The sequence below is a fragment of the Alkalihalobacillus sp. TS-13 genome, from assembly GCF_019720915.1.
In the GTDB taxonomy this organism is placed as follows: Bacteria; Bacillota; Bacilli; order Bacillales; family Fictibacillaceae; genus Pseudalkalibacillus.
Genome location: NZ_JAHKSI010000001.1, coordinates 2,227,317 through 2,250,791, shown reverse-complemented (window position 1 = coordinate 2,250,791; position 23,475 = coordinate 2,227,317). Strand labels below are relative to the sequence as shown.

At 43.0% G+C, this 23,475-nt stretch carries 24 protein-coding genes, 1 riboswitch and 1 other annotated feature; of the genes, 17 read left to right on the top strand and 7 right to left on the bottom strand.

The window, feature by feature from the left end:
• The first annotated feature begins 1 nt into the window (after position 1).
• A complete protein-coding gene (locus KOL94_RS11020; RefSeq protein ID WP_221566475.1) occupies positions 2-1,069 on the top strand; it encodes a tetraprenyl-beta-curcumene synthase family protein in 1,068 nt (355 codons plus the stop codon).
• Positions 1,070-1,221: 152 nt separating this feature from the next.
• Here the strand turns inward: KOL94_RS11020 and mnmM are convergent, their stop codons facing one another.
• Together mnmM and mnmL are read right to left on the bottom strand one after the other, a co-directional pair.
• Positions 1,222-1,794: a tRNA 5-(aminomethyl)-2-thiouridylate-methyltransferase MnmM gene (mnmM, locus tag KOL94_RS11015; protein WP_221566474.1), complete on the bottom strand. Its 573-nt coding sequence runs from the start codon at positions 1,792-1,794 to the stop codon at positions 1,222-1,224.
• Positions 1,791-2,756, bottom strand: coding sequence for a tRNA modification radical SAM protein MnmL/YtqA (mnmL, locus tag KOL94_RS11010; protein WP_221566473.1), 966 nt, complete (start codon positions 2,754-2,756; stop codon positions 1,791-1,793). The genes mnmM and mnmL overlap by 4 nt, the downstream gene beginning before the upstream one ends.
• 191 nt (positions 2,757-2,947) lie before the next feature.
• On the opposite strand from mnmL, the gene KOL94_RS11005 reads away from it, so the two are divergent.
• The 8 genes from KOL94_RS11005 to KOL94_RS10970 all read left to right on the top strand — a co-directional run bounded on the left by KOL94_RS11005 (position 2,948) and on the right by KOL94_RS10970 (position 10,637).
• Entirely contained in the window at positions 2,948-3,604 is a 657-nt protein-coding gene (locus KOL94_RS11005) for a phosphatase PAP2 family protein (protein ID WP_221566472.1), read from the top strand.
• 19 nt (positions 3,605-3,623) lie between these two features.
• Positions 3,624-4,175 (top strand): HD domain-containing protein, encoded by a 552-nt coding sequence (locus KOL94_RS11000; RefSeq protein WP_221566471.1) that lies wholly within the window; start codon positions 3,624-3,626, stop codon positions 4,173-4,175.
• A 101-nt stretch (positions 4,176-4,276) separates the two neighbouring features.
• Positions 4,277-4,502 (top strand) — a binding site (T-box leader).
• Positions 4,503-4,957: 455 nt separating this feature from the next.
• Positions 4,958-7,375 carry a leucine--tRNA ligase gene (leuS, locus tag KOL94_RS10995; protein WP_221566470.1) on the top strand — a complete coding sequence of 806 codons (2,418 nt, stop codon included), beginning with the start codon at positions 4,958-4,960 and terminating at the stop codon, positions 7,373-7,375.
• A 364-nt stretch (positions 7,376-7,739) separates the two neighbouring features.
• A riboswitch (cobalamin riboswitch) is annotated at positions 7,740-7,930 on the top strand.
• Between the two features lie 247 nt (positions 7,931-8,177).
• Positions 8,178-8,651 carry an acyl-CoA thioesterase gene (locus tag KOL94_RS10990; RefSeq protein WP_221566469.1) on the top strand — a complete coding sequence of 158 codons (474 nt, stop codon included), beginning with the start codon at positions 8,178-8,180 and terminating at the stop codon, positions 8,649-8,651.
• Between the two features lie 155 nt (positions 8,652-8,806).
• Positions 8,807-9,163, top strand: a complete 357-nt coding sequence (locus KOL94_RS10985; RefSeq protein ID WP_483298073.1) for a rhodanese-like domain-containing protein — start codon at positions 8,807-8,809, stop codon at positions 9,161-9,163.
• Between the two features lie 333 nt (positions 9,164-9,496).
• Positions 9,497-9,832 carry a rhodanese-like domain-containing protein gene (locus KOL94_RS10980; RefSeq protein WP_221566468.1) on the top strand — a complete coding sequence of 112 codons (336 nt, stop codon included), beginning with the start codon at positions 9,497-9,499 and terminating at the stop codon, positions 9,830-9,832.
• 85 nt (positions 9,833-9,917) lie between these two features.
• A complete protein-coding gene (locus tag KOL94_RS10975) occupies positions 9,918-10,109 on the top strand; it encodes a sporulation protein Cse60 (protein ID WP_221566467.1) in 192 nt (63 codons plus the stop codon).
• A 75-nt stretch (positions 10,110-10,184) separates the two neighbouring features.
• The gene (locus tag KOL94_RS10970; protein WP_221566466.1) at positions 10,185-10,637 is read left to right on the top strand and encodes an NUDIX hydrolase; all 453 of its coding nucleotides are present in this window, start codon (positions 10,185-10,187) and stop codon (positions 10,635-10,637) included.
• A 2-nt stretch (positions 10,638-10,639) separates the two neighbouring features.
• Here the strand turns inward: KOL94_RS10970 and KOL94_RS10965 are convergent, their stop codons facing one another.
• Positions 10,640-11,089 carry a GNAT family N-acetyltransferase gene (locus KOL94_RS10965; RefSeq protein ID WP_221566465.1) on the bottom strand — a complete coding sequence of 150 codons (450 nt, stop codon included), beginning with the start codon at positions 11,087-11,089 and terminating at the stop codon, positions 10,640-10,642.
• A 19-nt stretch (positions 11,090-11,108) separates the two neighbouring features.
• Positions 11,109-12,365 carry a BaiN/RdsA family NAD(P)/FAD-dependent oxidoreductase gene (locus KOL94_RS10960; protein ID WP_221566464.1) on the bottom strand — a complete coding sequence of 419 codons (1,257 nt, stop codon included), beginning with the start codon at positions 12,363-12,365 and terminating at the stop codon, positions 11,109-11,111.
• Positions 12,366-12,464: 99 nt separating this feature from the next.
• Here KOL94_RS10960 and KOL94_RS10955 point away from each other — a divergent pair, with 99 nt between their 5' ends.
• Positions 12,465-12,845 carry a hypothetical protein gene (locus tag KOL94_RS10955; RefSeq protein ID WP_221566463.1) on the top strand — a complete coding sequence of 127 codons (381 nt, stop codon included), beginning with the start codon at positions 12,465-12,467 and terminating at the stop codon, positions 12,843-12,845.
• An 81-nt stretch (positions 12,846-12,926) separates the two neighbouring features.
• A complete protein-coding gene (locus KOL94_RS10950) occupies positions 12,927-14,570 on the top strand; it encodes a putative polysaccharide biosynthesis protein (protein WP_221566462.1) in 1,644 nt (547 codons plus the stop codon).
• A gap of 45 nt (positions 14,571-14,615) precedes the next feature.
• On the opposite strand, the gene KOL94_RS10945 is transcribed toward KOL94_RS10950, so the two are convergent.
• A complete protein-coding gene (locus KOL94_RS10945; protein WP_221566461.1) occupies positions 14,616-15,050 on the bottom strand; it encodes a DUF6884 domain-containing protein in 435 nt (144 codons plus the stop codon).
• Between the two features lie 91 nt (positions 15,051-15,141).
• Between KOL94_RS10945 and KOL94_RS10940 the strand changes: the two genes are divergently transcribed.
• Together KOL94_RS10940 and KOL94_RS10935 are read left to right on the top strand one after the other, a co-directional pair.
• Positions 15,142-15,864, top strand: a complete 723-nt coding sequence (locus KOL94_RS10940; RefSeq protein WP_221566460.1) for a pseudouridine synthase — start codon at positions 15,142-15,144, stop codon at positions 15,862-15,864.
• Positions 15,865-15,928: 64 nt separating this feature from the next.
• The gene (locus KOL94_RS10935) at positions 15,929-16,567 is read left to right on the top strand and encodes a PRC-barrel domain-containing protein (protein WP_221566459.1); all 639 of its coding nucleotides are present in this window, start codon (positions 15,929-15,931) and stop codon (positions 16,565-16,567) included.
• 617 nt (positions 16,568-17,184) lie between these two features.
• On the opposite strand, the gene KOL94_RS10930 is transcribed toward KOL94_RS10935, so the two are convergent.
• Positions 17,185-17,403: a DeoR family transcriptional regulator gene (locus tag KOL94_RS10930; RefSeq protein ID WP_221566458.1), complete on the bottom strand. Its 219-nt coding sequence runs from the start codon at positions 17,401-17,403 to the stop codon at positions 17,185-17,187.
• 343 nt (positions 17,404-17,746) lie between these two features.
• Between KOL94_RS10930 and KOL94_RS10925 the strand changes: the two genes are divergently transcribed.
• The 4 genes from KOL94_RS10925 (at position 17,747) to KOL94_RS10910 (ending at position 22,215) form a co-directional block, all read left to right on the top strand.
• On the top strand, positions 17,747-18,760 hold the full coding sequence (locus KOL94_RS10925; RefSeq protein WP_221566457.1) for a potassium channel family protein: 1,014 nt from the start codon (positions 17,747-17,749) through the stop codon (positions 18,758-18,760).
• Between the two features lie 21 nt (positions 18,761-18,781).
• On the top strand, positions 18,782-20,185 hold the full coding sequence (pepV, locus tag KOL94_RS10920) for a dipeptidase PepV (protein ID WP_221566456.1): 1,404 nt from the start codon (positions 18,782-18,784) through the stop codon (positions 20,183-20,185).
• 137 nt (positions 20,186-20,322) lie between these two features.
• Entirely contained in the window at positions 20,323-20,985 is a 663-nt protein-coding gene (locus tag KOL94_RS10915; protein ID WP_260412283.1) for a histidine phosphatase family protein, read from the top strand.
• Positions 20,986-21,054: 69 nt separating this feature from the next.
• Complete coding sequence (locus tag KOL94_RS10910; RefSeq protein WP_221566455.1) at positions 21,055-22,215, top strand: MFS transporter; 1,161 nt, start codon at positions 21,055-21,057, stop codon at positions 22,213-22,215.
• A gap of 265 nt (positions 22,216-22,480) precedes the next feature.
• On the opposite strand, the gene cysK is transcribed toward KOL94_RS10910, so the two are convergent.
• Complete coding sequence (gene cysK / locus KOL94_RS10905; RefSeq protein WP_221566454.1) at positions 22,481-23,419, bottom strand: cysteine synthase A; 939 nt, start codon at positions 23,417-23,419, stop codon at positions 22,481-22,483.
• Positions 23,420-23,475: the final 56 nt, after the last annotated feature.

The following is a 23,475-nucleotide window of genomic DNA, read 5'->3' as shown; positions in this document are numbered from 1 at the left end:
TATGAAGGAAGCCCCTTCACAACCATGGTCATTGATGATGAGGATTTACAAGGAAATCATTCCGAATGTACACCATGAATTAGATCTTTGGAGAGAAAAGGCGGAGCGTATTCCAAATGAAGAATTAAAGACCCAGGCGATTGCCAGCATCAATTCGAAAACGTTCCATTGTGAGGGCGGAGCGATCTATGCCTTGCTCTCCACTGATCCTGTCAGCCGGAAGGAAGTCATCCGATTCATTGTTGCCTATCAAACGATCAGTGATTATCTTGATAATTTGTGTGACAGAAGTACGTCGTTGGACCCTGAAGATTTCAGTTTACTCCATAGATCCATGGAGCATGCGTTGACACCTGGAGCACCGGTTGAAAATTATTATAGACTTCGTGAAGAGCAGGATGATGGCGGATATCTGCCTGACCTTGTTCAAACATGCCAGAATGTGCTTGAGGCACTTCCTGGTTTTTTACAAATTCACTCTGGCCTTCTTGAGTTGGCGGAGCATTACTGTAACCTGCAAATACATAAACATGTGACACACGAAGAGAGAGTCCCAAGGCTGCAACGGTGGTTTTCTGAAAATGAGAAGGGACTTCCAGCAATGAGCTGGTATGAATTTTCGGCATGTGCCGGATCAACGTTAGGGATCTTTTGCCTCGTTTCTTATGCCTCTAATGGTAAGGGTGAACCCGAGCTTGTCGAAAAGGTGAAGGAAGGGTATTTTCCATGGATCCAAGGTCTCCACATCATGATGGATTATTTGATCGATCAGCAGGAGGACAAGGATGGCGGGGATCTCAATTTCTGTTTTTACTATGAAAATCAGGATATGATGATTGATCGTCTTTTACACTTTTTTAAAATGGCAGACCGTTCAGCACAAGACCTTCCGCATTCGAAATTCCACACCTTGATTACGAGAGGGCTTCTCGGCATCTATTCAACTGATGCCAAGGTAAAAGGACAGCGTGACGTACAGACAGTCCTTAAAAAGCTGATCCGGGCAGGAGGAGTGTCAGCCTATTACTTTTACTGGAACAGCTGGGTCTATCGTAAAGTGAAAGCATGAAATAATGGGAGAGTTATAAAGATAATGGAAAGGGACTGTCCTAATAGATAGTGTCAGACACCTCCAACACAACATTTCTTATCAAAACCAAGACTTTTCTCAAAATGTTGTTAAGTTTGGAGAACTCAGACACTTTTGGGACAGGCCCTTCTTCATTTCTTCTCTATCGCCACCACGAAGGGCGGATTGTTTTTCTGATTAAGGAATTGATAGTGTAAGACTTGGGCTTTTGACTGGTCCATATTGTGTAAAAACGCCATCAGCGAATCTTTTTCATCCGGACCACCTTCATGCCCATAATAAACCACAAGGACAATGAGCCCGCCTGGCATCAAAATCTCCATCAAACCTTCAATCGCCATAAGAGTGGAAGCTGGTTTTGTAATCACAGATTTATCGCTTCCCGGTAAATACCCAAGGTTGAAAATTGAACCTTGAACTGACCCATGATACTTATCATCCACGCAATCTGTCACTTTAGCATGACTTTGTTGGAACAACCGCACTCGACCATCCAACCCATTTTCCCGTAATCTATTTCGTGTCGCTTCGATTGCATCCTCTTGGATATCAAATCCATATACAAGGCCGTTTTCTCCGACCAGCTCCGCTAAGAATTGCGTATCGTGTCCATTACCGACCGTTGCGTCTACAGCCACCCCGCCAGACTCAACCACCTTTTCCAATAGTTCTTTTGCAAAGGGTAGTACTCGTCTCAAAATCATTGTGCGGACACCTCGAATCCCTGATAGAACTTCCCTTGGTGGCTGTCACGCCGCTCCAGTTCCGCTTCAATCGAATTCAGCACATTCCATTTATTCATGCTCCACATTGGACCGATCAACAATTCGGCAGGCCCATCCCCAGTCAATCGATGGATCATCATGTCAGGAGGGAGCACCTCCAACTGATCGCATACAAGATTGATATACGTATCGAAGTCGAGGAATTCTACTAACCCCTTTTCATATTGCTTCACCATAGGGGTTTTCTTCAACAAGTGCAATAGATGGATTTTGATGCCCTGTACATCCAGTTTTGCAACTTCCCGTGCAGTTTCCATCATCATTTCTGGGGTTTCCTGAGGCAGACCGTCAATGATATGACAGCAGACCCTAATGCCTTGCTTCCGAAGTTTGTGCACGCCGTCCACATAACACTGGTAATCGTGGGCTCGGTTGATGAGTTCAGCTGTTTCCTCATGAACCGTTTGAAGGCCAAGCTCCACCCAGAGGTATGTCCGCTCATTAAGCTCTGCTAAATACTCAACCACATCATCCGGCAGACAATCAGGTCGTGTTGCGATTGCAAGTCCGACGACACCTTCCTGCTCTAAAATGACTTCGAATTTTTCACGGAGTTCATCAACTGGAGCATAGGTGTTCGAAAAAGCCTGGAAGTAGCCGAGATATTTACCTTTCTTCCACTTTTTATGCATACGTTCTTTTACGGTATTGAATTGTTTGACGAGATCATCCCGACGTTTTCCAGCGAAATCCCCTGAACCGCTTTGGGAACAGAAGGTGCAACCCCCAGAAGCGACTTTTCCGTCTCGGTTCGGACAATCAAAGCCTCCGTCGATCGGTATTTTAATGATCTTTTCACCGAAATGATCTTTCAGATGTTTGTTCCATGTATAGTATCGTTTATCCCCGAAATGAGGGGGAACAGCGTTTTTGTTAGACATAAGAGTCCCTTTCCCATGTTTCATATTTTCATTCTATGAGCATTTTAGCATGACGGCTGATGGACCGCCAAATGACCCTTGAAGAATATACGGCAACAGACTTAGATCTGCCAAGTTATCGTGATATTCACGCATAATATTCGTCCAAAAGGTGAAATACAATAAGAAGTGGAGAGAGGAGTGACTTTGTATTGAAGCAGAGCTCGTTTGGGCATTCAACCAGGTGGAACAGCTACACCTTGTGGATTGCTATTCTATTATCAGCCTTATTTTCTGTACTTGGTTTTCTGAATGATACGTTGACACGCATCGATACTACTGTCATGCAGCACGTCTGGGGGATACGCTCAGAATGGTTGACCGATTTCTTCATTTTTATCACGTATGTTGGATCTGCCTATGTATCGATTCCGATTCTGATTCTCCTCGGTATCTATTGTCTTGTGAATAAACGAATCAAGCTTGCGTTGGTGCTTATTTTCAACCTTATAGGGGTCCGGTTGGTGAATGGTCTTCTGAAAAATGGATTTGATCGGACGAGACCTGATGATAACCCGCTCCTCGATGTAGGCGGTCTCAGTTTTCCAAGCGGTCATGCTATGAATTCTGCGGCATTCATAGGGTTCCTCGGTTATCTTATATGGACATATCTCAGTAAAAAGGGAAAACAAGCAGGGTACGTTCTGGTTGCTGCTTGGGCGCTTGTTTTTCTAATCGGTTTCAGCCGCGTTTATTTAGGTGTTCACTTTCCAAGTGATGTAATTGCAGGCTTTTCTGCTGGAGGAATTTGGCTTATCCTTACTTTAGTACTGTTAAAAGTTTTGATGCCTGAGCGGGGGCATCAGTAAGGTTGAAAGGGGGATATAAGTGAACAGGATCAAAGAGGCAGAGCAGCATGCTGTTCAAGCCCATGAAGGGCAAATACGCAAATTATCAGGTGAACCGTACGTCGTCCATCCAATAGCTGTCGGGAATATGTTAAAAGAAGCAGGCTTTTCGGAAGACGTGATCATTGCAGGTATTCTCCATGACACCGTTGAAGACACAGAATTGGAATTCAATGATATTGAAAAAGCATTCGGTCATCGTGTTACAGAACTGGTGAGGGCAAATACAGAAGACAAGACGAAAACATGGCCAGAGAGGAAGCAGCATACCGTCGAGTTTATACGAACAGCACCTTTAGAAGTAAAGGCGCTGATTGTTGCAGATAAACTTGATAATTTTAAAAGCTTGATCGAGTCCTATAAGGAAGATGGAGAAGCGATATGGGAAAAGTTCAAGGGCGATAAAGAACAGCAAAGCTGGTATTACCGGAGTGTTGCCGCGAACGCATTGGAAGGTCTCACACCAGATAAAATACCTGAATTTTTCTACATATACAAAACGATGGTGGAACGATTTTTCGATAACGTATAAAAACCAGGAAAAAAGTCCATCATGATATCAACCCATTTTCTCAAAAAAGCTTGACATTTTCTGAGAATCTGAATACAATACAAATTAAATTCTTCACAAATTCAAAGGCGAAGAAGAGGAATAGTAAAATAGTCCACGGTCCAAGAGAGTTGGCAGCAGGTGAAAAGCCAACCCGAAAAGCTATTTGAACTCGCCTCCGAGCCATAAACGTGAACACAAGTAGCGTTTATCGTCTCTCCGCGATAAGGAGCTAGAGTGAGTGCAAAATTGCACTAATGCGGGTGGTACCGCGGGAAGGTTATGTGTATCCAACCTCTCGTCCCTGATGTTATACAAATCAGTGGCGGGAGGTTTTAATATTTCTGGTGATTTATTAACGGCGAATTTCTTCGTTAACTCGTTACTCCGGTTCTCACGTAGGATTAACTACGCTGCGATTCTCGTAACATCGGTGCCTTGAACTTCTTGTTTCTAAACCACCCAGTTTATTTGGGAGATTAGCTTCTGATCTTTGCGTTGTCTTGTTCCTTCGATCTTCATTTAGCTCAAACTAAACTCCGGTCCGGAACTGCGACGCCTTGACCTCATTGCTTCTCTTTTCTAAAGTAGGGTTAGGACTAAGAGGAGGTAGAACCTCTATTTGCACGATTAACCCTGAAGATTGCTCAAGACAGGGTGGAATTGCTCAACAATGTGGAATTCGGGTGCTCAGCGCCCTTGATATACTTAGTACTACAGAGAAATCATACGTAAATCATAAAATAGGGATGGGAGTGGCAGTTATGGCTTTTGACCATATGCAAATTGAACGTAAATGGCAATCCTACTGGGAAGAAAACAAGACGTTCAAAACTGAATTTGAACCTGGGAAGAAAAAGTTTTACGCGTTGGATATGTTTCCGTATCCGTCTGGTGCTGGCTTGCACGTTGGGCATCCGGAAGGGTATACAGCGACTGACATTGTTGCAAGAATGAAGCGGATGCAAGGTTACAATGTCTTACATCCAATCGGGTGGGATGCATTCGGTCTTCCAGCAGAGCAATATGCTTTGGATACGGGGAATGATCCTGCAGAGTTCACAGAACAGAACATCAACACGTTCCGCAGACAAATCAAGGAGCTAGGTTTCTCATATGATTGGGATCGTGAAGTGAACACGACAGATCCGAACTATTATAAGTGGACGCAATGGATCTTTTTACAACTTTATAAAAAAGATCTTGCTTACGTAGATGAGGTACCGGTCAACTGGTGTCCTGCTTTGGGGACGGTCCTTGCGAACGAGGAAGTCATCGATGGTAAGAGTGAGCGTGGCGGACATCCGGTAATCCGTAAGCCGATGAAACAATGGATGTTAAAGATCACGGCATACGGTGATCGTTTGTTGGAAGACCTGGAAGAACTTGATTGGCCAGAGAGCTTGAAGGAAATGCAGCGGAACTGGATTGGACGTTCTGAAGGTGCAGAAATTACGTTCGATTTCGATAGTCATGAAAAATCGGTTACGGTCTTTACAACTCGGCCAGATACATTGTTTGGTACAACGTATATGGTTTTAGCGCCTGAACATGCGTATGTCGACGAGATCACGACTGCAGATCAAAAAGCCGCAGTAGAAACTTATAAAAAAGAAATCGAAACGAAGAGTGAGTTGGAGCGTACTGAGCTAGCCAAAGAGAAGACAGGTGTGTTCACAGGAGCATACGCGATCAACCCCGCCAATGGTGAAAAGATTCCTGTCTGGATTGCCGACTATGTACTAGCTAGCTACGGAACTGGCGCAATCATGGCTGTTCCTGCACACGACGAACGTGACTATGAATTCGCTACAAAATTTGAACTTCCGATCGTTGAAGTCGTCAAAGGCGGGGATGTATCGAAGGAAGCGTATACGGAAGATGGGGATCTTGTAAACTCCGATTTCCTCAATGGTTTGAAAAAAGAGGAAGCGATCACAAAAATGATCCAATGGCTTGAAGAAAACGGTAAAGGCGAAAAGAAAGTGACCTACCGTCTTCGTGATTGGTTGTTTAGCCGTCAGCGTTATTGGGGTGAGCCGATCCCGATCATCCACTGGGAAGATGGTACGAGCAGTGCTGTTCCAGAAGGAGAGTTGCCATTGACGCTTCCGAAAACAGACAACATCAAGCCTTCAGGAACTGGCGAGTCACCGCTTGCGAATATCGAAGATTGGGTGAATGTCGTCGATCCTGAAACAGGTAAAAAAGGACGCCGCGAAACGAATACGATGCCGCAATGGGCGGGAAGCTGCTGGTATTACCTTCGTTATATCGATCCAGATAACAACGATCAGCTTGCTTCTGAAGAGAAATTGAAACACTGGCTTCCAGTCGACCTATATATCGGAGGAGCGGAGCATGCGGTACTTCACTTGTTGTATGCTCGATTCTGGCATAAAGTCTTGTACGATTGCGGAGTAGTTCCGACGAAAGAACCGTTCCAGCGTCTTTACAACCAGGGTATGATCCTTGGTGAAAACAACGAAAAGATGAGTAAGTCGAAGGGGAATGTCGTCAATCCGGATGAAGTCGTGAAAACACACGGCGGAGACACGTTACGCCTTTACGAAATGTTCATGGGACCGCTTGATGCGAGTATCGCTTGGTCCGAAAATGGATTGGATGGTTCACGACGTTTCTTGGATCGTGTGTGGCGTCTATTTGTTGAAGAGGATGGTACGGTGTCGGGTAAAATCCAAGACGTAGTGCCGAACGAGCAGTTTGAGAGGGTCTATCATCAGACTGTGAAAAAAGTTTCTGACGACTTTGCGGAGTTGCGCTTCAACGTTGGGATATCCCAAATGATGGTCTTCATCAACGAAGCTTATAAGCAGGATGTTTTGCCGAAACCATTGATGGAAGGGTTCATCCAGTTGTTGTCTCCAGTTGCTCCTCATATCACAGAGGAAATTTGGGAGAAGCTCGGTCATACTGAAACAATCACGTATTCGAACTGGCCGACGTTCGACGAATCGAAGCTTACAGAGAATGAGGTGGAAATCGTCGTCCAAATCAACGGTAAAGTCAGAGCGAAATTGATGGTTCCAACAGACGCTGATAAAGGTCAATTAGAAGAGATCGCATTGGCAGACAATAAGGTGAAAGAAAACATCGACGGTAAAACGGTACGTAAAGTCATTGCGGTACCTGGCAAATTAGTCAACATCGTCGCAAATTAACCAAACCAGAAAAGATTGACTTCACATTGAAGTCAATCTTTTTTTACATTAGGCTTTGTTCAATAATACTGTTTACGGAAGGGGGTTAATACAGGGAAGTGATGTCTAGCTCAGCGACCAGTCACTTGGATCACTTCAAACTTCCTGCGGCGGCGACAGCCTCCTTGTCCGTTTTCCAGTGACCTACGTGACTAAAATCGGGTTGCTTCCGCTTTTCGTTTGCCCGCGGAAAGGGAGTGAATTTCGCAAAAATCACCAGTAAGGTATATATTCTTTCTTCGTTTAAATTTAACTATGATTCAGCCTTCCCTAGGTTTAGCTATCCCAAGTTTTCTTTATGTTGTGCTATAATGATTGAGTATAATTTCATATGTTGCTTTATGGTGGGCTGATGTTCTTGATCAGTCCTTAAAAGGGAAGCCGGTGAAAGTCCGGTGCGGTCCCGCCACTGTAAGGTTGAGGTTCTTGACATGCCACTGTTTCATGAGGAAATGGGAAGGGGTTATGGAACTGATGAAGCCGAGCCAGGAGACCTGCCATAAGGAAGGACACAGAAAGTCCTACGGGAGATAGGAGGGTGTTACGTGCAAAAAAGACGATTGGTAACCAAATCTGGTTATGATCCTTTTCTGCTTTAACCTGAACATCTTCGCAAAGAAGGTGTTTTTTATTCACTTAAAGAAAGTATAAGAACAACTAAGGCTCATCCTTCGCTGAGGCTTGGCTTTGCAAAGTTTTCTTTATACATGGCTTTAAGTGATACTCCTGAGAATCGTACACGGAAAAAATCGGAGGGGAAAAGATGGAGCAATCATATCCAGTAAGCAGGTCAAGAATCATTCAAACAAAGCTTGTGTTACCGCCTGACACGAATCATTTGCAAACGATCTTCGGAGGGAAAGTGTTATCGTACATTGATGAAATTGCTGCATTATCAGCAATGAAGCACTCGAATAGTGTTGTCGTAACAGCATCGATCGATTCGGTCGATTTTTTATCATCTGCAAAAGTCGGCGATGCTCTTGGACTTGAAGCATTCGTGACGTCGACAGGTAGAACCTCTATGGAAGTCTACGTCAAAGTGTTCTCTTCCAATCTATTGACCGATGAAAAGACACTGACAACGGAATCTTTTCTGACGATGGTAGCTGTGGATGCGTCCGGTAAACCTGTTCCTGTCCCAAAAATCATTCCAGAGACAGAAGAAGAACGCAGGCTACATACGACGGCGCCAGCTAGAAAGGAAAATCGTAGACATCGGGCGTTGATCCGGTGAATTTTTAGGACCAGTTGAATTGATTGGCTGGTCTTTTCCTTTTTTTAAAACTTCTAACTCCTTCGTTAAACCTGGTGCCTCTTCACAAGAAAACTCCTCCACATGAAATCAATTCCTTTACTTTTGTTAGTGAAGTTCGTAAAATAAGTGGCGGAATGATTATAATAAAGCATAATGATATAGATAGTGAAAGGGTGTTGAGCATGGAAAATGAAATCAAAACCATCACGCCGGCTGACGTTGATAAGCTTCTTAAAGACGGTAAGAAAATTTCAATCATAGATGTACGGGAAGATGAAGAAGTGGAAGCAGGAAAAATTCCAACAGCGAAGCATATTCGTCTTATGGAAATCCCGGAACGTCTTGACGAAATCGAAAAAGAGAAGGAACACATCATGGTTTGCCGTTCAGGTAGACGCAGTGAGAATGCCAGCCTTTTCTTACAGGAGCAAGGCTATAAAGTGAAAAATATGATCGGCGGTATGCTTGAATGGGAAGGCGAAAAGAAATAATAAAAGGTTTTTGCTGAAAATTTGTTATCGATTATATGCAAGTGGTCGAAATATACGAGACTCCTGCGGGACCAGCAAGCCAGGTGACCCCTGCGGGACCAGCAAGCCAGGCGAGACCCCGCATGCAAGGAAGTGATGTCTAGCTCAGCAACCAGTCACTTGGATCACTTCAACTTCCTGCGGCGGCGCAGCCTCCTCGTCCGTTTTCCAGTGACCTACGTGCCTAACCGGGTCGCTTCCGCTTTTCTCTAGCCCGCGGAAAGCGAGTATATTTCTAATGCAATCAAAATTTAAAAGAGCTTATTAAAATAGACAGAAAGGGGAAACGGAGAGATGATTTGGGGAATCACCCTGTTCGTATTAGCTGTTTACATCTTCTTCTCCTATCTACTTCCTTTTATGAAACTGAAAACATTTCAACAAGAGGCTGTAGACCAGAATGAATATTGCATGATCGATGTGCGTGATTATCAATCGTCCCATCGAAATCCTTTTCCGATAGTGACCAAGAATATTCCGTTATCCTATTTGTCGCGTACAACAAAAGAGCAGGAAATTTGCGATCGTGATATTGTAGTGATTGCCGAGTCGAAATACGTAGCAGCGATGGCAGCACGGATTTTAAAGCGAAAAACAGATAAATTCATCTATTATGTAACGGTTTCCTGACAAAAGTAGAAGTCTTTCGTCAAAGGATTTAAGGCACCCTCGGGTGAATTTTACGTGATGAACGTATAATTCAGGGGGTGTTTTTTTGTTGCAGGTAAAACTCTTTGAAGCTGAACATGAGCAGGATCTAGAAGAGGAGATCAATGAATTTCTCACACAGCTGCATGAATCAAAATTCATTGATATCAAGTACGAAGTCTCAATGGCTGTGGATGAAGACACGGAAGACTTCGAGTCTCTTTACAGCTTTTCCGCCATGATCCTTTATCGGGCATGATGGATGGAATAGTGATAGACTAATAGGAAAACGGTTTAGGTGTGTGAAGACATGATTCGATTTTGCATATGTTTTTTGATAAAAGGGTCTCAAGTTTTGATGCTCAATCGCAACAAAGCGCCGAACAAAGGCTTGTGGAATGGAGTCGGTGGAAAGCTCGAGCCAGATGAAACCCCTGAACTAAGTGTCATCCGTGAGGTGGAAGAGGAAACAGGTTATCGTATCTCTTCGCCACAATATAGGGGGATCGTCCGTTGGAAAGTTGACGATAAGGAAATCGGCGGGATGCATGTTTTTATCGTAAACATGACAAACCAGGATACCTATCCGACTCCTGTAAAAATGGATGAAGGGATTCTGGACTGGAAGGAGTTGACCTGGCTGCTTGACGAAGAAAACCAGGGAGTAGTCAGCAACATCCCTTACTTCCTACCGAATATGCTGCAAGGCAAAGAAGCTTGTGATTATCTTTGCATCTACCGGGATGGACGACTGTTGCATGTAAAAGAAATGGGCCTGATCCGTTAAGGTCAGTCCCTGTACATTTCTTCAGCTTTTCGGCGGATACCCATCAAACCATTGTCTTCGTTGTTGAAAACTTCGAAACCGAATTGTTTATAAAGTCCATGGGCATCTTTCGTAACCAGCATCAATCTTCTTAACTTCTGTAAATCAGGATGGTTCATGATTTCATCCATCATCCATTTAGATAGCCCTTGTCCTCGATGGTGTTCATCCACAAAAACATCAGCCAAGTATCCAAATGTCGCATAGTCCGTGATCACTCTAGCGAACCCGACCTGGGTACCATTACGGAACAGTCCGAAACAAAGGGAGTTCCGAACCGATTTTTCAACCGTTTTAAGATCAATCCCTTTTGCCCAATAAGATTCTTCGCTTAGATAGTGATGGATGTAGTGAAGGTCCATTTCTTCTTGATCCATTGAAAGAAGGTATTCACCTTTGTATTTGTACCCCATTTCCCAATCTCCCTTTATGTTAATCTTTTGCTGCATTCGTGCCTGCAAGATGTCCGGTCACGAATGCGCACGTAATGTTGTAACCTCCTGTATAGCCGTGGATGTCCAGGATTTCACCGCAAAAATACAAGTTCGAAACGAATTTTGACCGCATCGTCTGTGGTTCTACTTCCTTTGTCGAAACCCCTCCTCCTGTTACGAAAGCTTTTTCAATCGGTAAAGATCCATTCACTTTGAAAGTGAATCCCTTTAGAAGATTGGCGAACTCGCGTAAAGCGGAATGTGAGAGTTGACTGTACACCGTATCAAGGCTGATTTCCGCTTTCTCAAGCAAAAAGTGGAGGTACCTCTCTGGAATCCATCCTTTCAAAACGTTCTTGATCGCCTTTTTTGGTTCATCCTTCAACATAGCCGTTAATTCCTGGAAAATTTCTTCTGCGTTTTTGTCCGGAAGGAGATCAATCTTCATCGGGACGTACCCATCTTTACTCTTTTTCAATGCTTTGACGACGAATTGACTACAGCGGAGTACTGCGGGACCGGAAATTCCGAGATGAGTGAAGATCATGTCCATCCGATGGGTGATGATCGGTTTGCCATTCGGTTTCAGGACACTTAAGGCGACATCACGAAGGGACAATCCCTGAAGGGTCTTTTCTTTAATGAATCTTTCGTCCGAAGTAAGCGGAACTTCAGTTGGATAAAGATCAGTAATCGTATGGCCGGCATCTTTTGCCCATGCATAACCATCCCCGGTGGAACCTGTATGCGGTACAGACTTACCTCCAACTGCGATGATCACTGCTCTGGAATATATTTTTTCGCCATTCTTCAAATGAATTCCTTTTGCTTTCTTATCTTCATAGATTACTTTGCTGACTTCGGTTTTTGTACGGATGTCAACACCCAGCTCTTTGATTTTCTTTAGCATGGCATCAACTACAGACTGCGCCTTGTCATTCACGGGGAACATACGCCTGTGGTCTTCTTCCTTCAAACGGATTCCAAGCCCTTCGAAAAAGGCGATGATGTCTTCATTGTTGAAGATGTTGAAGGCACTGTAGAGGAATTTACCGTTTCCGGGCACGTGTTTGATGATTTCTTCAATCGGAAGCCGGTTTGTGACATTACACCGGCCGCCGCCAGAAATGGCAAGCTTTCTGCCAAGTTTATCTCCTTTATCGACCAATAAGACGGAGGCACCGTTTGAAGCACCTGCAACAGCTGCCATCAAACCCGAAGGACCGCCGCCTATGATAATGACATCGTATTTCATAAGTACACCTACTTTTATTTATCTAATCTGTAAGATACCATGTTTATAGTACGTGTTCCAAATGTTATAGAAATTGGAGCAAGGAGGCTTGTTCGATCTATGGACAATCAATACACCCCATCTATGACAGAAGCTTATATGCCAGAAGATGGCGGATGGTCTACTTTTAAAGGAACTCCTGTATTATTACTATCGTTTCCAAAATTTGATCAACTCGTTCAGATCGACAATAGAGGGTATTCTTATGTATGGTTATATGACGAGGAGATGAAGGGCCATGTTTTTTGTTTCAAACTTAACAGCGGAGAAGAGCGTGCACTGCTTTTCAAAAATGATCATGCCGGTAAGCTGCTCCTGGAGCAAGAGGCTCAAGCTCTTTTTCATATCGCTCTCACCTCGACGATGCTCGAGGAGATTGACGACGATACACCATTATTATGGCTGCCGAACATAGAGTTCACTCCAAGACCGACACCTTAAAGAAAAGCTTTAGCGAAAGCTATCATACTATGGTAAAATACATAGGATTATACGAAATGGCATTGGGAGTTGGAACGTTATATGTCAAAGTTGATACGTGGCACGTTGATTTTAACAGCGGCTACTTTCTTTTCGAAATTTCTAGGGTTGATTTTTGTCATCCCGTTCGAATGGTTAGTGGAGACGGATGAGGTTTCCGGTGGGGCACTTTATAGTTATGCGTACACCCCTTATACGGTTTTCTTAAGTATTTCCACTCTGGGACTACCATTAGCGGTCTCGAAGTTCGTTTCAAAATATAATGCGTTAGGGGATTATGTGACCGGAAGACGGCTTTTGAAGTCAGGGCTGATTGTGATGACAATCAGTGGTTTCTTCGCGTTTCTCCTTTTATTCTCTTTAGCCGAATGGATTGCGACCATATTGATCAGTAGCAAAGAAGGAACCGATGGGAACTCGTTTGAAGATGTCACGATGGTGATCCGTCTAGTCTCTACAGCCCTCATCATCGTCCCGATCATGAGCTTGATCAGAGGTTACTTCCAGGGATTCCAATCGATGGGACCTACAGGATTGTCACAGGTGATTGAGCAGATCGTCCGCGTCGGCTTCATCCTGGTCAGTGCGTTTTTAGTCATAGTTGTATTCAATGGTGAAATCAGTACAGCAGTCGGCTTCGCAACGTTTGCAGCGTTTGTCGGTGCTTTAGCCTCATTGATCATTCTGCTCTGGTATTGGAAAAAGCGGAAACCGCATTTGGATAAACTGATGAAAGGTAGCATCGATCACAAGGTTTCACTACCGAAGATGTATAAGGAACTGATTCAATATGCGATTCCCTTCGTAGCGGTTGGATTAGCGATTCCAATCTATCAGGTCATCGATCAATTTACGATTACGAATGCGCTTCGAAGCGGATTCGGCTATGATCTAGCGAGAGCTGAATCCTACTATGCTGTTCTGCAGGCTTATTCTCAGAAGTTGATCATGATTCCGGTTTCATTAGCGACGGGACTTGCATTGACCGTCATCCCTTTGATAACAACGCTTTACACAAAGAAAGACTTTTCAGTTCTGCAAAGTCAGATTACAAAAATTTTCGAAATTGTCCTGTTCTTGACAGTGCCAGCTGGAGTGGGGCTTGCATTGCTAGGATTACCTGCATACTCGTTGCTGTTTTCAAAAAACATAGAAATCGGTGGAGAGGTTCTTTCATGGTACGCGCCGACAGCCATTCTTTTTGCATTATTCACAGTGACTGCAGCAATCCTCCAGGGAATCAATAAACAAAAATTTGCTGTATATAGTCTGATGATGGGGATTTTCGTGAAATTGAGCCTGAACTATATCTTGATTGCGAATATAGGTATAGCAGGTGCGATCATCGGTACCAATTTAGGCTATATTCTATCAATTGTGATCAATGTCTTGATCATCAAAAAATATGCTAAATATCAATTCAGACCGGTATTCAAACGTATTATTTTGATTGGGATGTTCATCGGATTGATGATGATTGCGGTCATTCTTGCCAAATGGGGAGTTGAATCAATCGTAGGGACTGATTATAGCCATACCTTTACTTCCTTATCCGTTCTGCTGGTAAGTGTACTGACAGGAGCAGGGGTCTACCTCTATATGAGTCACTTCTCGGGGCTCCTACAACACATTTTCGGTGACCGAATCGAACGGATCTTCAAACGTAAAAAAGCACGTTCAAATTAAGGCCTTTTCCGAAAGGCCTTTTCTTCTGGAATAAAAATTACATTATTATTCCGAGTTGCTCAATTGTTTATCAAACCAGGCCAGTTGTTGACCAATGCCAAGTCCTTTCATTGGTATCTCATATGCATAGCCCTTTTGCTCGAGTTGTGGCTCCAAATGATCACGATATACTTTTCCGCCATGGAGATAAACGATGACCTCTTCAGGGGATTCATACTTCAAAAATGTATCGATTACATTTCTAGCCCACACCTTCTTTTCCATGATAGAAAATGTCTTGATAGACAGATCATAGGGCTCCAATGTCTGATCAGGTAAAAGTAGTCCGTCTTTTGCATTATAAAAATAGAAACGATCATAATGTCCTTTTGCATATTGCACTGATTTTTGGAACAATGGGCTTGTATAAAATTCAAGCACAGGTGCAGGATGGTCCAATTTTTTTCTGCCAGTAGCAAGTAAGCCGATTGATTGTTTCAATGGTACCCCTCCTTTTGGACTATTTTTATTTTATTATACACTTAAATGGAAAAAATAAGCTACATTTTTACATTTGTTGGGAGGTTTTTGCGTGAGGATCGACAAGTTATTAGCAAATATGAACTACGGAAGTCGCAAAGAAGTTAAGAAACTGCTCAAAAACGGTCTGGTAAAAGTGAACGGTGAAATCTTGAAGGATGGAAAATCTCACGTTGAACCTGAAACGGATACGATCTCAGTCGGTGAGGAAATTGTGCATTATGTAAAACACATATATGTAATGATGAATAAACCGAATGGTGTCATATCTGCTACAGAAGACAATCATCATAAGACGGTCGTGGATCTCTTAGGGGAAGAAGTGGCTTTACATCAACCATTTCCAGTGGGCCGTCTCGATAAAGATACAGAAGGTTTATTGATATTAACGAACGATGGCCAGCTTTCCCATCGGTTGCTAGCTCCCAAAAAACATGTACCGAAAACATACTATGCAAAAATCGATGGCACTGTAAGTGAAGACGATCGTTCCCTTTTTAAGAAGGGTGTTGAGCTCGATGATGGATATGTAACAAAGCCAGCTGAGCTGAAAATCCTTATAAGTGACACACAGTCTGAAATCGAGTTGACAATTACGGAAGGCAAATTTCATCAAGTGAAGCGAATGTTTGAAGCAGTTGGTAAAAAGGTCACTTATTTGAAAAGACTGCAAATGGGATCATTGAAACTGGACCCGTCTCTTTCGTCGGGGCAATACCGACTGCTAACAACAGATGAAATCAAGCTGTTAGAAAACGATTCTCCACGTCCCTGAGAGTTTTATACCCGCTCTAGAAGGGTAATAATCTAAACATACTTGAAAAAAAGGAGAATCTAATATGCTGATATTCGGTAAAGATATCCTCAATCAGAAAATCGTAACGAACGAAAATGAAGAATCATCGAAAAGAAAAGTAGAGGATTTGCTTCTAAATAAGAAAACGTATGATTTAGATTATCTTCTTTTTGTAGAAAAGAATCCGGAAAAGTTTGATGAGCCGAACCGTATCGAGTCATCCATGGACAATGTGGTCAATAGTGCTGGAGGTCAGGCTGCAACAAATACACCGCCAGTAACAGCAGAAGATACCTTTTCAAAAAGTTACCACAAAGAAACACGTTATATCTCTTTCAAAGATGTCACGGAGCTGACAGAGCATTATGTTAGTGTAACAGGAGTTGAGCAACAGCTTCATGATCCAGTCGAATCGATTGCAACTTCGTCAATCGTGGGCAAAAAAGTCAAAACAGATAGTGATGAGACGTTAGGAAAAGTAATCGATATCGTCATTGACTGGGATCAAAGAAGGGTCGTAGGACTAGCGCTTGCAGAAGGATTCTGGGCGAAGCTTGTATCCGAGGAGAACCGGTTCATGCGACTCGAGGAAACAATGGACTTGGGTCCAGAGCACATCATCGTGCCAAATCACTTTAAAGATCATCTGGTTGAGAGTATGAATGAAATTTATCCAAGGTAGCAAGCGGTGAACGCTGGATAAATCAAAAGGCTGTTTTCGTATGGATTGTTGTTTTTGGAAAATACTCGCTTTCCACGCGCTAGAGAAAAGCGGAAGCGACCCGGTTAGGCACGTAGGTCACTGGAAAACGGACGAGGAGGCTCGAACCAAACAAAGACTTGGTTCTGCGTGGGCTCACTCATAAGGATGTCAATCAATGTGTCGACCGCCGCAGGAAGTTTGAAGTGATCCATTTACTTACTTACGCAAGCCTCCTCAGCTCACTTGCGCAGGATGTCAACACAAAAATGATTTCGTGTCTGCGATGAGAATTCTAAGAAGCTTTCCTTCTGCTGACTTCGACGTTCACCACAGGACGTGGTGGTATTTAGTCGAAGTTCATTATTATAGTCGAAGATCCTTTTTAAAAAGGCGGGGTCTCGCCTGGCTTGCTGGTCCCGAAGGAGTCTCGTATATTTCAGTTGCCAATAGGTTTTCAGCATCTTTCTTTACAACATTCCATTAGCAACAAACTTTTAGTGAACACCCAATCAAAAAAACTGGCTCCAATCTCAATGGGTTCATCGAGGTTGGTGCCAGTTTCTTTACACTTATATGGCTTTGCCAAATTCATTCATTTAGGCTAATTTCACTTTTTTAGATGTTGTTTGCCATTTTCCCCTTGTTGGACTTGACACCAAGTTATTGTACGTTAGTACGTTTAAATCTCGCTGAATCGTTCTTTGTGTCGTACCGAATTCGTCGACAAGCTGTTGTGTTGTGACCGTACCACTTTCATTGATAAACATATAGATCGCTTTAACACGGTTCAACATACGTTCAGTCGAAGGACTCAAACAACCACTCCTTACCTTTTTTGCACTGCTACCTTACAACTTCAGTGTACCCACTGAGTGTTAATATAATATTAATGTTTTGTTTAAATATTCAAAAAATTATAATTGCAGATACACTGGCCAAAAAGCGCTTGTCATAGGAAACTGATGAAAAAGAGATGTGACTGACTGCCCTTCCAAGTCAGATTTCCGCAATAATCCACTGTACTTCTCATTTTTAAGTGGATTTCGCATAATAACGATCCCCCACCTCCTAGTTAGAAATATTGTATAATAATTCTGTGAATAATTCAAAGTATGTATCCATAATTTGTGTTATTGTCGTAAAGGAAGGAGGAAAGCTGTGTTACTATTAAAACGTTTTTGGGTAAGTGTCATAAAATTGAATACTTTTTTCATTTTTTTATCAAGCCTGATATTAATTATTGGAAGTACGTGGATCATGGGCTTGATCGAGCCAGAGACATTTTCCAACCCATTCGATGCCTTTTGGTGGGTAATGACAACAGTAACGACTGTCGGCTATGGGGATTTCTACCCAAGTTCTGTCGGAGGTCGTATCTATGCTGTTTTTTTATACATAATCGGTATTGGGTTGATTGGAGTTGTCATCGGAAAAGTAGTGGATGGTTTTGGAATGATCAGGCGCAGGAAGGAGGAAGGGTTGTTGGACTATAAATACGAAGGACATATTGTCATCATTGGGTGGTCGCAAAAAGCGCGATTCGCGATAGAAGAAATTTTACAATCAGAAGAAATCGATGAGGTGGTCATCATCGATCAATTACCGAAGTCACCTTATCTGCATGAAAATGTTCATTACATCCAGGGGGACGCGGCACATGAAGAGGTACTCCTTCAGGCGAATCTACCAGGAGCAAAGTCAGTATTGCTCTTTGCCGATGATACAATCAAAGATCCTCTGCTTACGGACGGAAAGACATTATTGATTGTTACGACGATTGAAAGCCTTTCTCCAGATATCCATAGCACCGTTGAAATCTTGAATGAGAGCCATATCAAAAACTTCCGCCATGTAAAAGTAGACGAGTTCATCCTATCCAACGAGACGATTTCACGGTTGGCTGTCCGTTCAGCGATTTCAAACGGAATTTCAAAAATATACAGCCAGCTGATGAGCCGTGGTATCGGGGATAACCTTTATGAAATCAATCGAAAGCCGCACTGGGAAATCTATCAGGATGCTTTTGACGAATTGATCAAAGAGGGAGCAACCTTAATCGCAGATGGGGAAAAGATGGATATCAATCGCAGGAGGCATGAAGCTATTCCTGCACATGCAAGGTTGTTCGTCATCTGTGATCGTGAAACGTACGAAAGAATCAAAGCTTCTTAATGATCAGAGGGGTGTGACTATATGATTGATTGGAAAAATGAAGTAGAAAAGCGAAAAGCCGATTTCTTAAAGGATTTACAGAATCTATTACGGTTTGAGTCTACCCTCGATCCTGAAACTGCCAAAGAAGGTGCTCCTTTCGGAGAAGGGATTCAGCGTACGCTAGTCCATCTATTGGAAAAAGGAGAAGCGGACGGTTTTTCAAGTAAAAATCTTGACGGTTATGCCGGTCATTTGGAATTCGGAAAAGGGGAAGAGTTAATCGGAATCCTTTGCCATATCGATGTTGTACCTGCTGGGGACGGTTGGAGTTCGGATCCATTTGCAGCAGAAATCAGAGACGGTCGAATTTATGCAAGAGGAGCCATCGATGATAAAGGACCTACAATGGCAGCATACTACGCGATGAAAATCATCAAAGACTTAGGTCTTGAGTTGAACAGACGGGTAAGAATGATCATTGGAACAGATGAGGAAAGCAACTGGACCTGTGTGAAGCATTATTTCAAGCATGAGGAAATGCCGACGATGGGTTTCGCACCAGATGCAAGCTTTCCGATCATATATGCCGAAAAAGGTTTATTCGATTGTGAGTGGAAACAAATAGAAGTGAATGCTACTGAATGCGGTGACGTCCATCTTGTTTCCTTCGATTCAGGGAGACGGTTGAACATGGTACCGGATTATGCGGAAGCGGTTTTAGAAGGAAACGGCCTTGAGTCACTCGAGGAAGAATTCAATTCTTTCCTTTCGGATCGTGAATTGAATGGCAACATACAAGAGAAAAATGGACAATACAAAATGGTCATGGAAGGCGTATCCTATCATGGAAGTAAGCCTGAAAAAGGAAAGAATGCAGGGCTGTTCTTGGTATCCTTTTTATCAAGATATCCAATTGAAGGACAAGCGGAGAAATTCATGCGGTTAGCCAATGAGTATCTGACCGATGATACGGATGGAACAAAAATGGGTATCAAGGATTCGGACGATATTACAGGACCATTGACGATGAATACAGGAATCATGAGCTATAAGGCAGAAGAGGGAGGCCATTTTGGCTTGAATCTTCGTTATCCTGTATCCCATGTTTTTAACAAGACACTAGCGATATTAAGAGATGCCGGAGAAAAATTCGGGTATGAATTGATTGAAATCGAACATTTGCCCCCTCATCATGTGCCGAAAGATCATGAATTGATCAAGAAGCTGATGGATGTGTACGAGCAACAAACAGGGGAGGATGGTTATTTGATTTCCATCGGTGGAGGGACATATGCCCGTTCTCTAGATGCGGGTGTCGCATTTGGTGCACAGTTCCCTGGTGCAGAGGAAATCGCCCACCAAAAGGATGAATACGCCGATATCGATAGTCTGATGAAGGCAACCGCAATCTATGCCCAAGCGATCTACGAATTGGCGAAGTGAATGGACGAAGGACAAGGTGGACATTTTTGTTCGGCTTGTTCTTTTTATGAAGGTATGTAGTCTGTAAAGCCAAGAAGAAGTCTAACAGGATATCTAAAAGAAGGACTGGCGGTCTAGATAGAGAAAAATAGTTAAACATGATCAGTAGACCTAATAGAAAAGAGTGGATAGATATGTTAGAACTTTACATAACAAGACACGGGGAAACTGAATGGAATGTACAGAAAAGAATGCAGGGGTGGAGTGATTCTGAACTTACCGAAAATGGAAGAGAAAATGCAAGGGCACTCGGTAATAGATTGGTTGATATCAATTTTTCTTCTATTTATTCAAGTCCAAGTAAAAGAACACTTGATACCGCAAAAATCATTCGTAATAACAAGAATACGCCAATTATATTGGAAGATAAGTTGAAAGAAATACATATGGGGGATTGGGAAGGGGAAACCCATCAGACACTAAGTGAAAAATACCCTGCAGCCTACACGTCTTTTTGGGAGACACCGCATCTTTATGAATCAAAAAGTGGTGAAAATTTTACGGATTTGTTCAACCGGGCTGCTGAAGCAGTAAATCGAATTATTACAGAAAACACTTCAGGAAGGGTCCTGATGGTGACTCACTCAGTCATCATCAAATGTTTGTTTGCTTACTTTAAAAATCGATCTATGGAAAGACTATGGGATCCTCCTTATATTCATGATACCAGCCTTACGATCGTTTATGTTATGGATAACGGCTATGAATTTCTTCTCGAAGGTGACCTCTCTCATAGAAAGTCTCCGAGCATTTCTGATTGAATTTTTGAGGAGTTGCGATACAATCAACAGAGATTGATACATAATGTTTGATTAGGCAGGAGATCTATTATGCAGCGAATTGAAAAGACATCCGTGAATTTCAGCTTGTTTTATTTTTTCATGTTTTTTGGATATGGAACGCTTTTTCCCCTGTTAAGTGTGTACTTGAAACAGGAAGTTCAATTGACGGGAACCCAAATTGGGGCGATCATGTCGGTCAGTCCAGTTGTCATGATTATAGCGCAGCCGATCTGGGGAGTCATTTGTGATTATACGAGAAAACCAAGAGCTGTATTGATCTTCACATTGGTGATGAGCGGATTGGTCGCTCTCCCTTTTGTCTTGATGGAAAGTTACCTCGCACTTATTGCGATTTCTATAACGCTTGCAATCTTCCAAAGCGCAATCGTACCCGTGTCTGACAGCATCACCTTGAACTATGTGATGGCGAAAAACAGAGATTATGGGAATCTGCGATTATGGGGAGCCTTAGGCTTTGCCATTGCGGTCTATGTTATGGGTAATCTTGCCGAGACGTTAGGTTTAAGCCTTATATTCTACTGTTTTGCAGGAGCTTTATTCATTTGTACGATCTTTGTTCTATCGATGCCGAAGGAAAGCAACTCGTTAAAAGTGGATCTGCGAACGGGCGTCGCAAAGCTTTTCAAATTGCCAAAGTTCGTCTTATTTTTATTGACGACATTTTGCGTATTCGGTCCCATCCAATCGAATAACTTTTATTTCGGCCTCTATATTCAGGAAATCGGCGGGACATTGGCGGGTGTCGGTATCGCCTTTTTACTTGCTGCAGGAAGTGAAGCTCCTTTCATGAAGTTTTCGGGAAGTTGGATCCGCAAGCTTGGAATCGAGCAGATTCTGATTGCTGCAGCTCTCATATCGGCGCTAAGATGGCTCTTCTATTTCACAGAACCGAGTCTCCTCGCTGTTTATGCGACAACGATCGCACAAGGGTTTTCAATCGGCTTATTTATACCCGCTGCCCTTCAATATGTCCGTGAAATCGCTCCTAATGACGTGAAAGCGACCGCAGTAGCTTTATACAGCTCAATGGGAAATGGACTTGGAAGCTGGTTCAGTACATTCGTGGGTGGAATCATCTATGATGCATTTTCGCTATTCGCGATGTATCTTTTCTTTGGAATTCTGACGACGATCGGATTACTGCTGCTCTTCGTAAATTTGAAGGTGCTGCCTCATAAAGCTGCCTGAGGAAAAATTAAGTTTTGTCGTCAAAGACTGCTGCTTAACCGGAAGTTGTGGTTGCGCAGTCTTTTTGTGATTTGTCCAGGCGAGTGTGCAGGTATATTTTATTGAATTGCCCAAGTTCTGGCAAAAATTGCTCAAGTTACATCAAAAATTGCTCAAGCTGCCTTGAGAATTTACTCAACTCCCTAAAAAGATTCGTCACGATCCCCCAAAACGAATAAAAAAGGATCGTTCCCCCAAAGAAACGATCCTTCTTTTCCCTCTATTTTTACTCTTTTCCGAAATCAAACAGGTCGCTTGAAAGGTATCGTTCACCTGAATCACAGGTAATGGCGATGACGACTTCGTCTGGGCTAAGCTTCTTAGCAGCCTGAAGAGCGGCATATACAGAAGCACCTGAGGAGGGTCCGACTAGAATTCCTTCTTCACTTGCAAGTTGACGGGTCGTCTCGATCGCTTCTTCATCCTTGATCCGGACAATTTCGTCATACACCTCTTGGTTCAGTATTTCTGGAATGAACCCTGGACTTGTTCCTACCAATTTGTGTTTCCCTGGTTTTCCGCCTGAGAGGACAGGTGAGCCTTCTGGTTCGACGACTTTAATCTCAATATCCGGCAGGTGTTTTTTCAAAGTTTCTCCAGTACCTGTGATCGTTCCACCCGTACCTGCAGGTGCCACGAATGTAGAGAATTTTTTTCCAATGTGCTTAGCTGCATCCAGGATTTCGATTGCTGTCGTCGTACGGTGTGCATCTGGATTTGCAGGGTTTTCAAATTGCATCGGCATGTAACTGTTCGGGATTTCTTCTGCTAATTCCTTTGCTTTATCGATTGCGCCTGGCATCTTATCATCACCTGGTGTTAATACAACCTCTGCTCCATAGGCTTTTAAAAGATTGATGCGTTCCTGGGTCATCGTATCAGGCATCACAATGATTGCTTTGTATCCTTTTGCCGCAGCATTCATTGCTAGGCCAATTCCAGTGTTTCCGGAAGTTGGTTCGATGATTGTGGAACCTGGCTTCAAGAGGTCCTTTTTTTCTGCTTCTGTAAGCATGTTATAGGCTGCTCGGTCTTTAATGCTTCCGCTTGGATTGAATGCTTCCAATTTCACATAAACATCTGCACCGTTCGGATCTGGCAGACGGTTTAATTTTACGAATGGTGTATCTCCTATCAAATCAGCTATACTATTTACAACACGCATTTAAAAACACGTCCTTTTTCTTCTGTTATTCCAGCTTATTATAACAAATCCAAGTA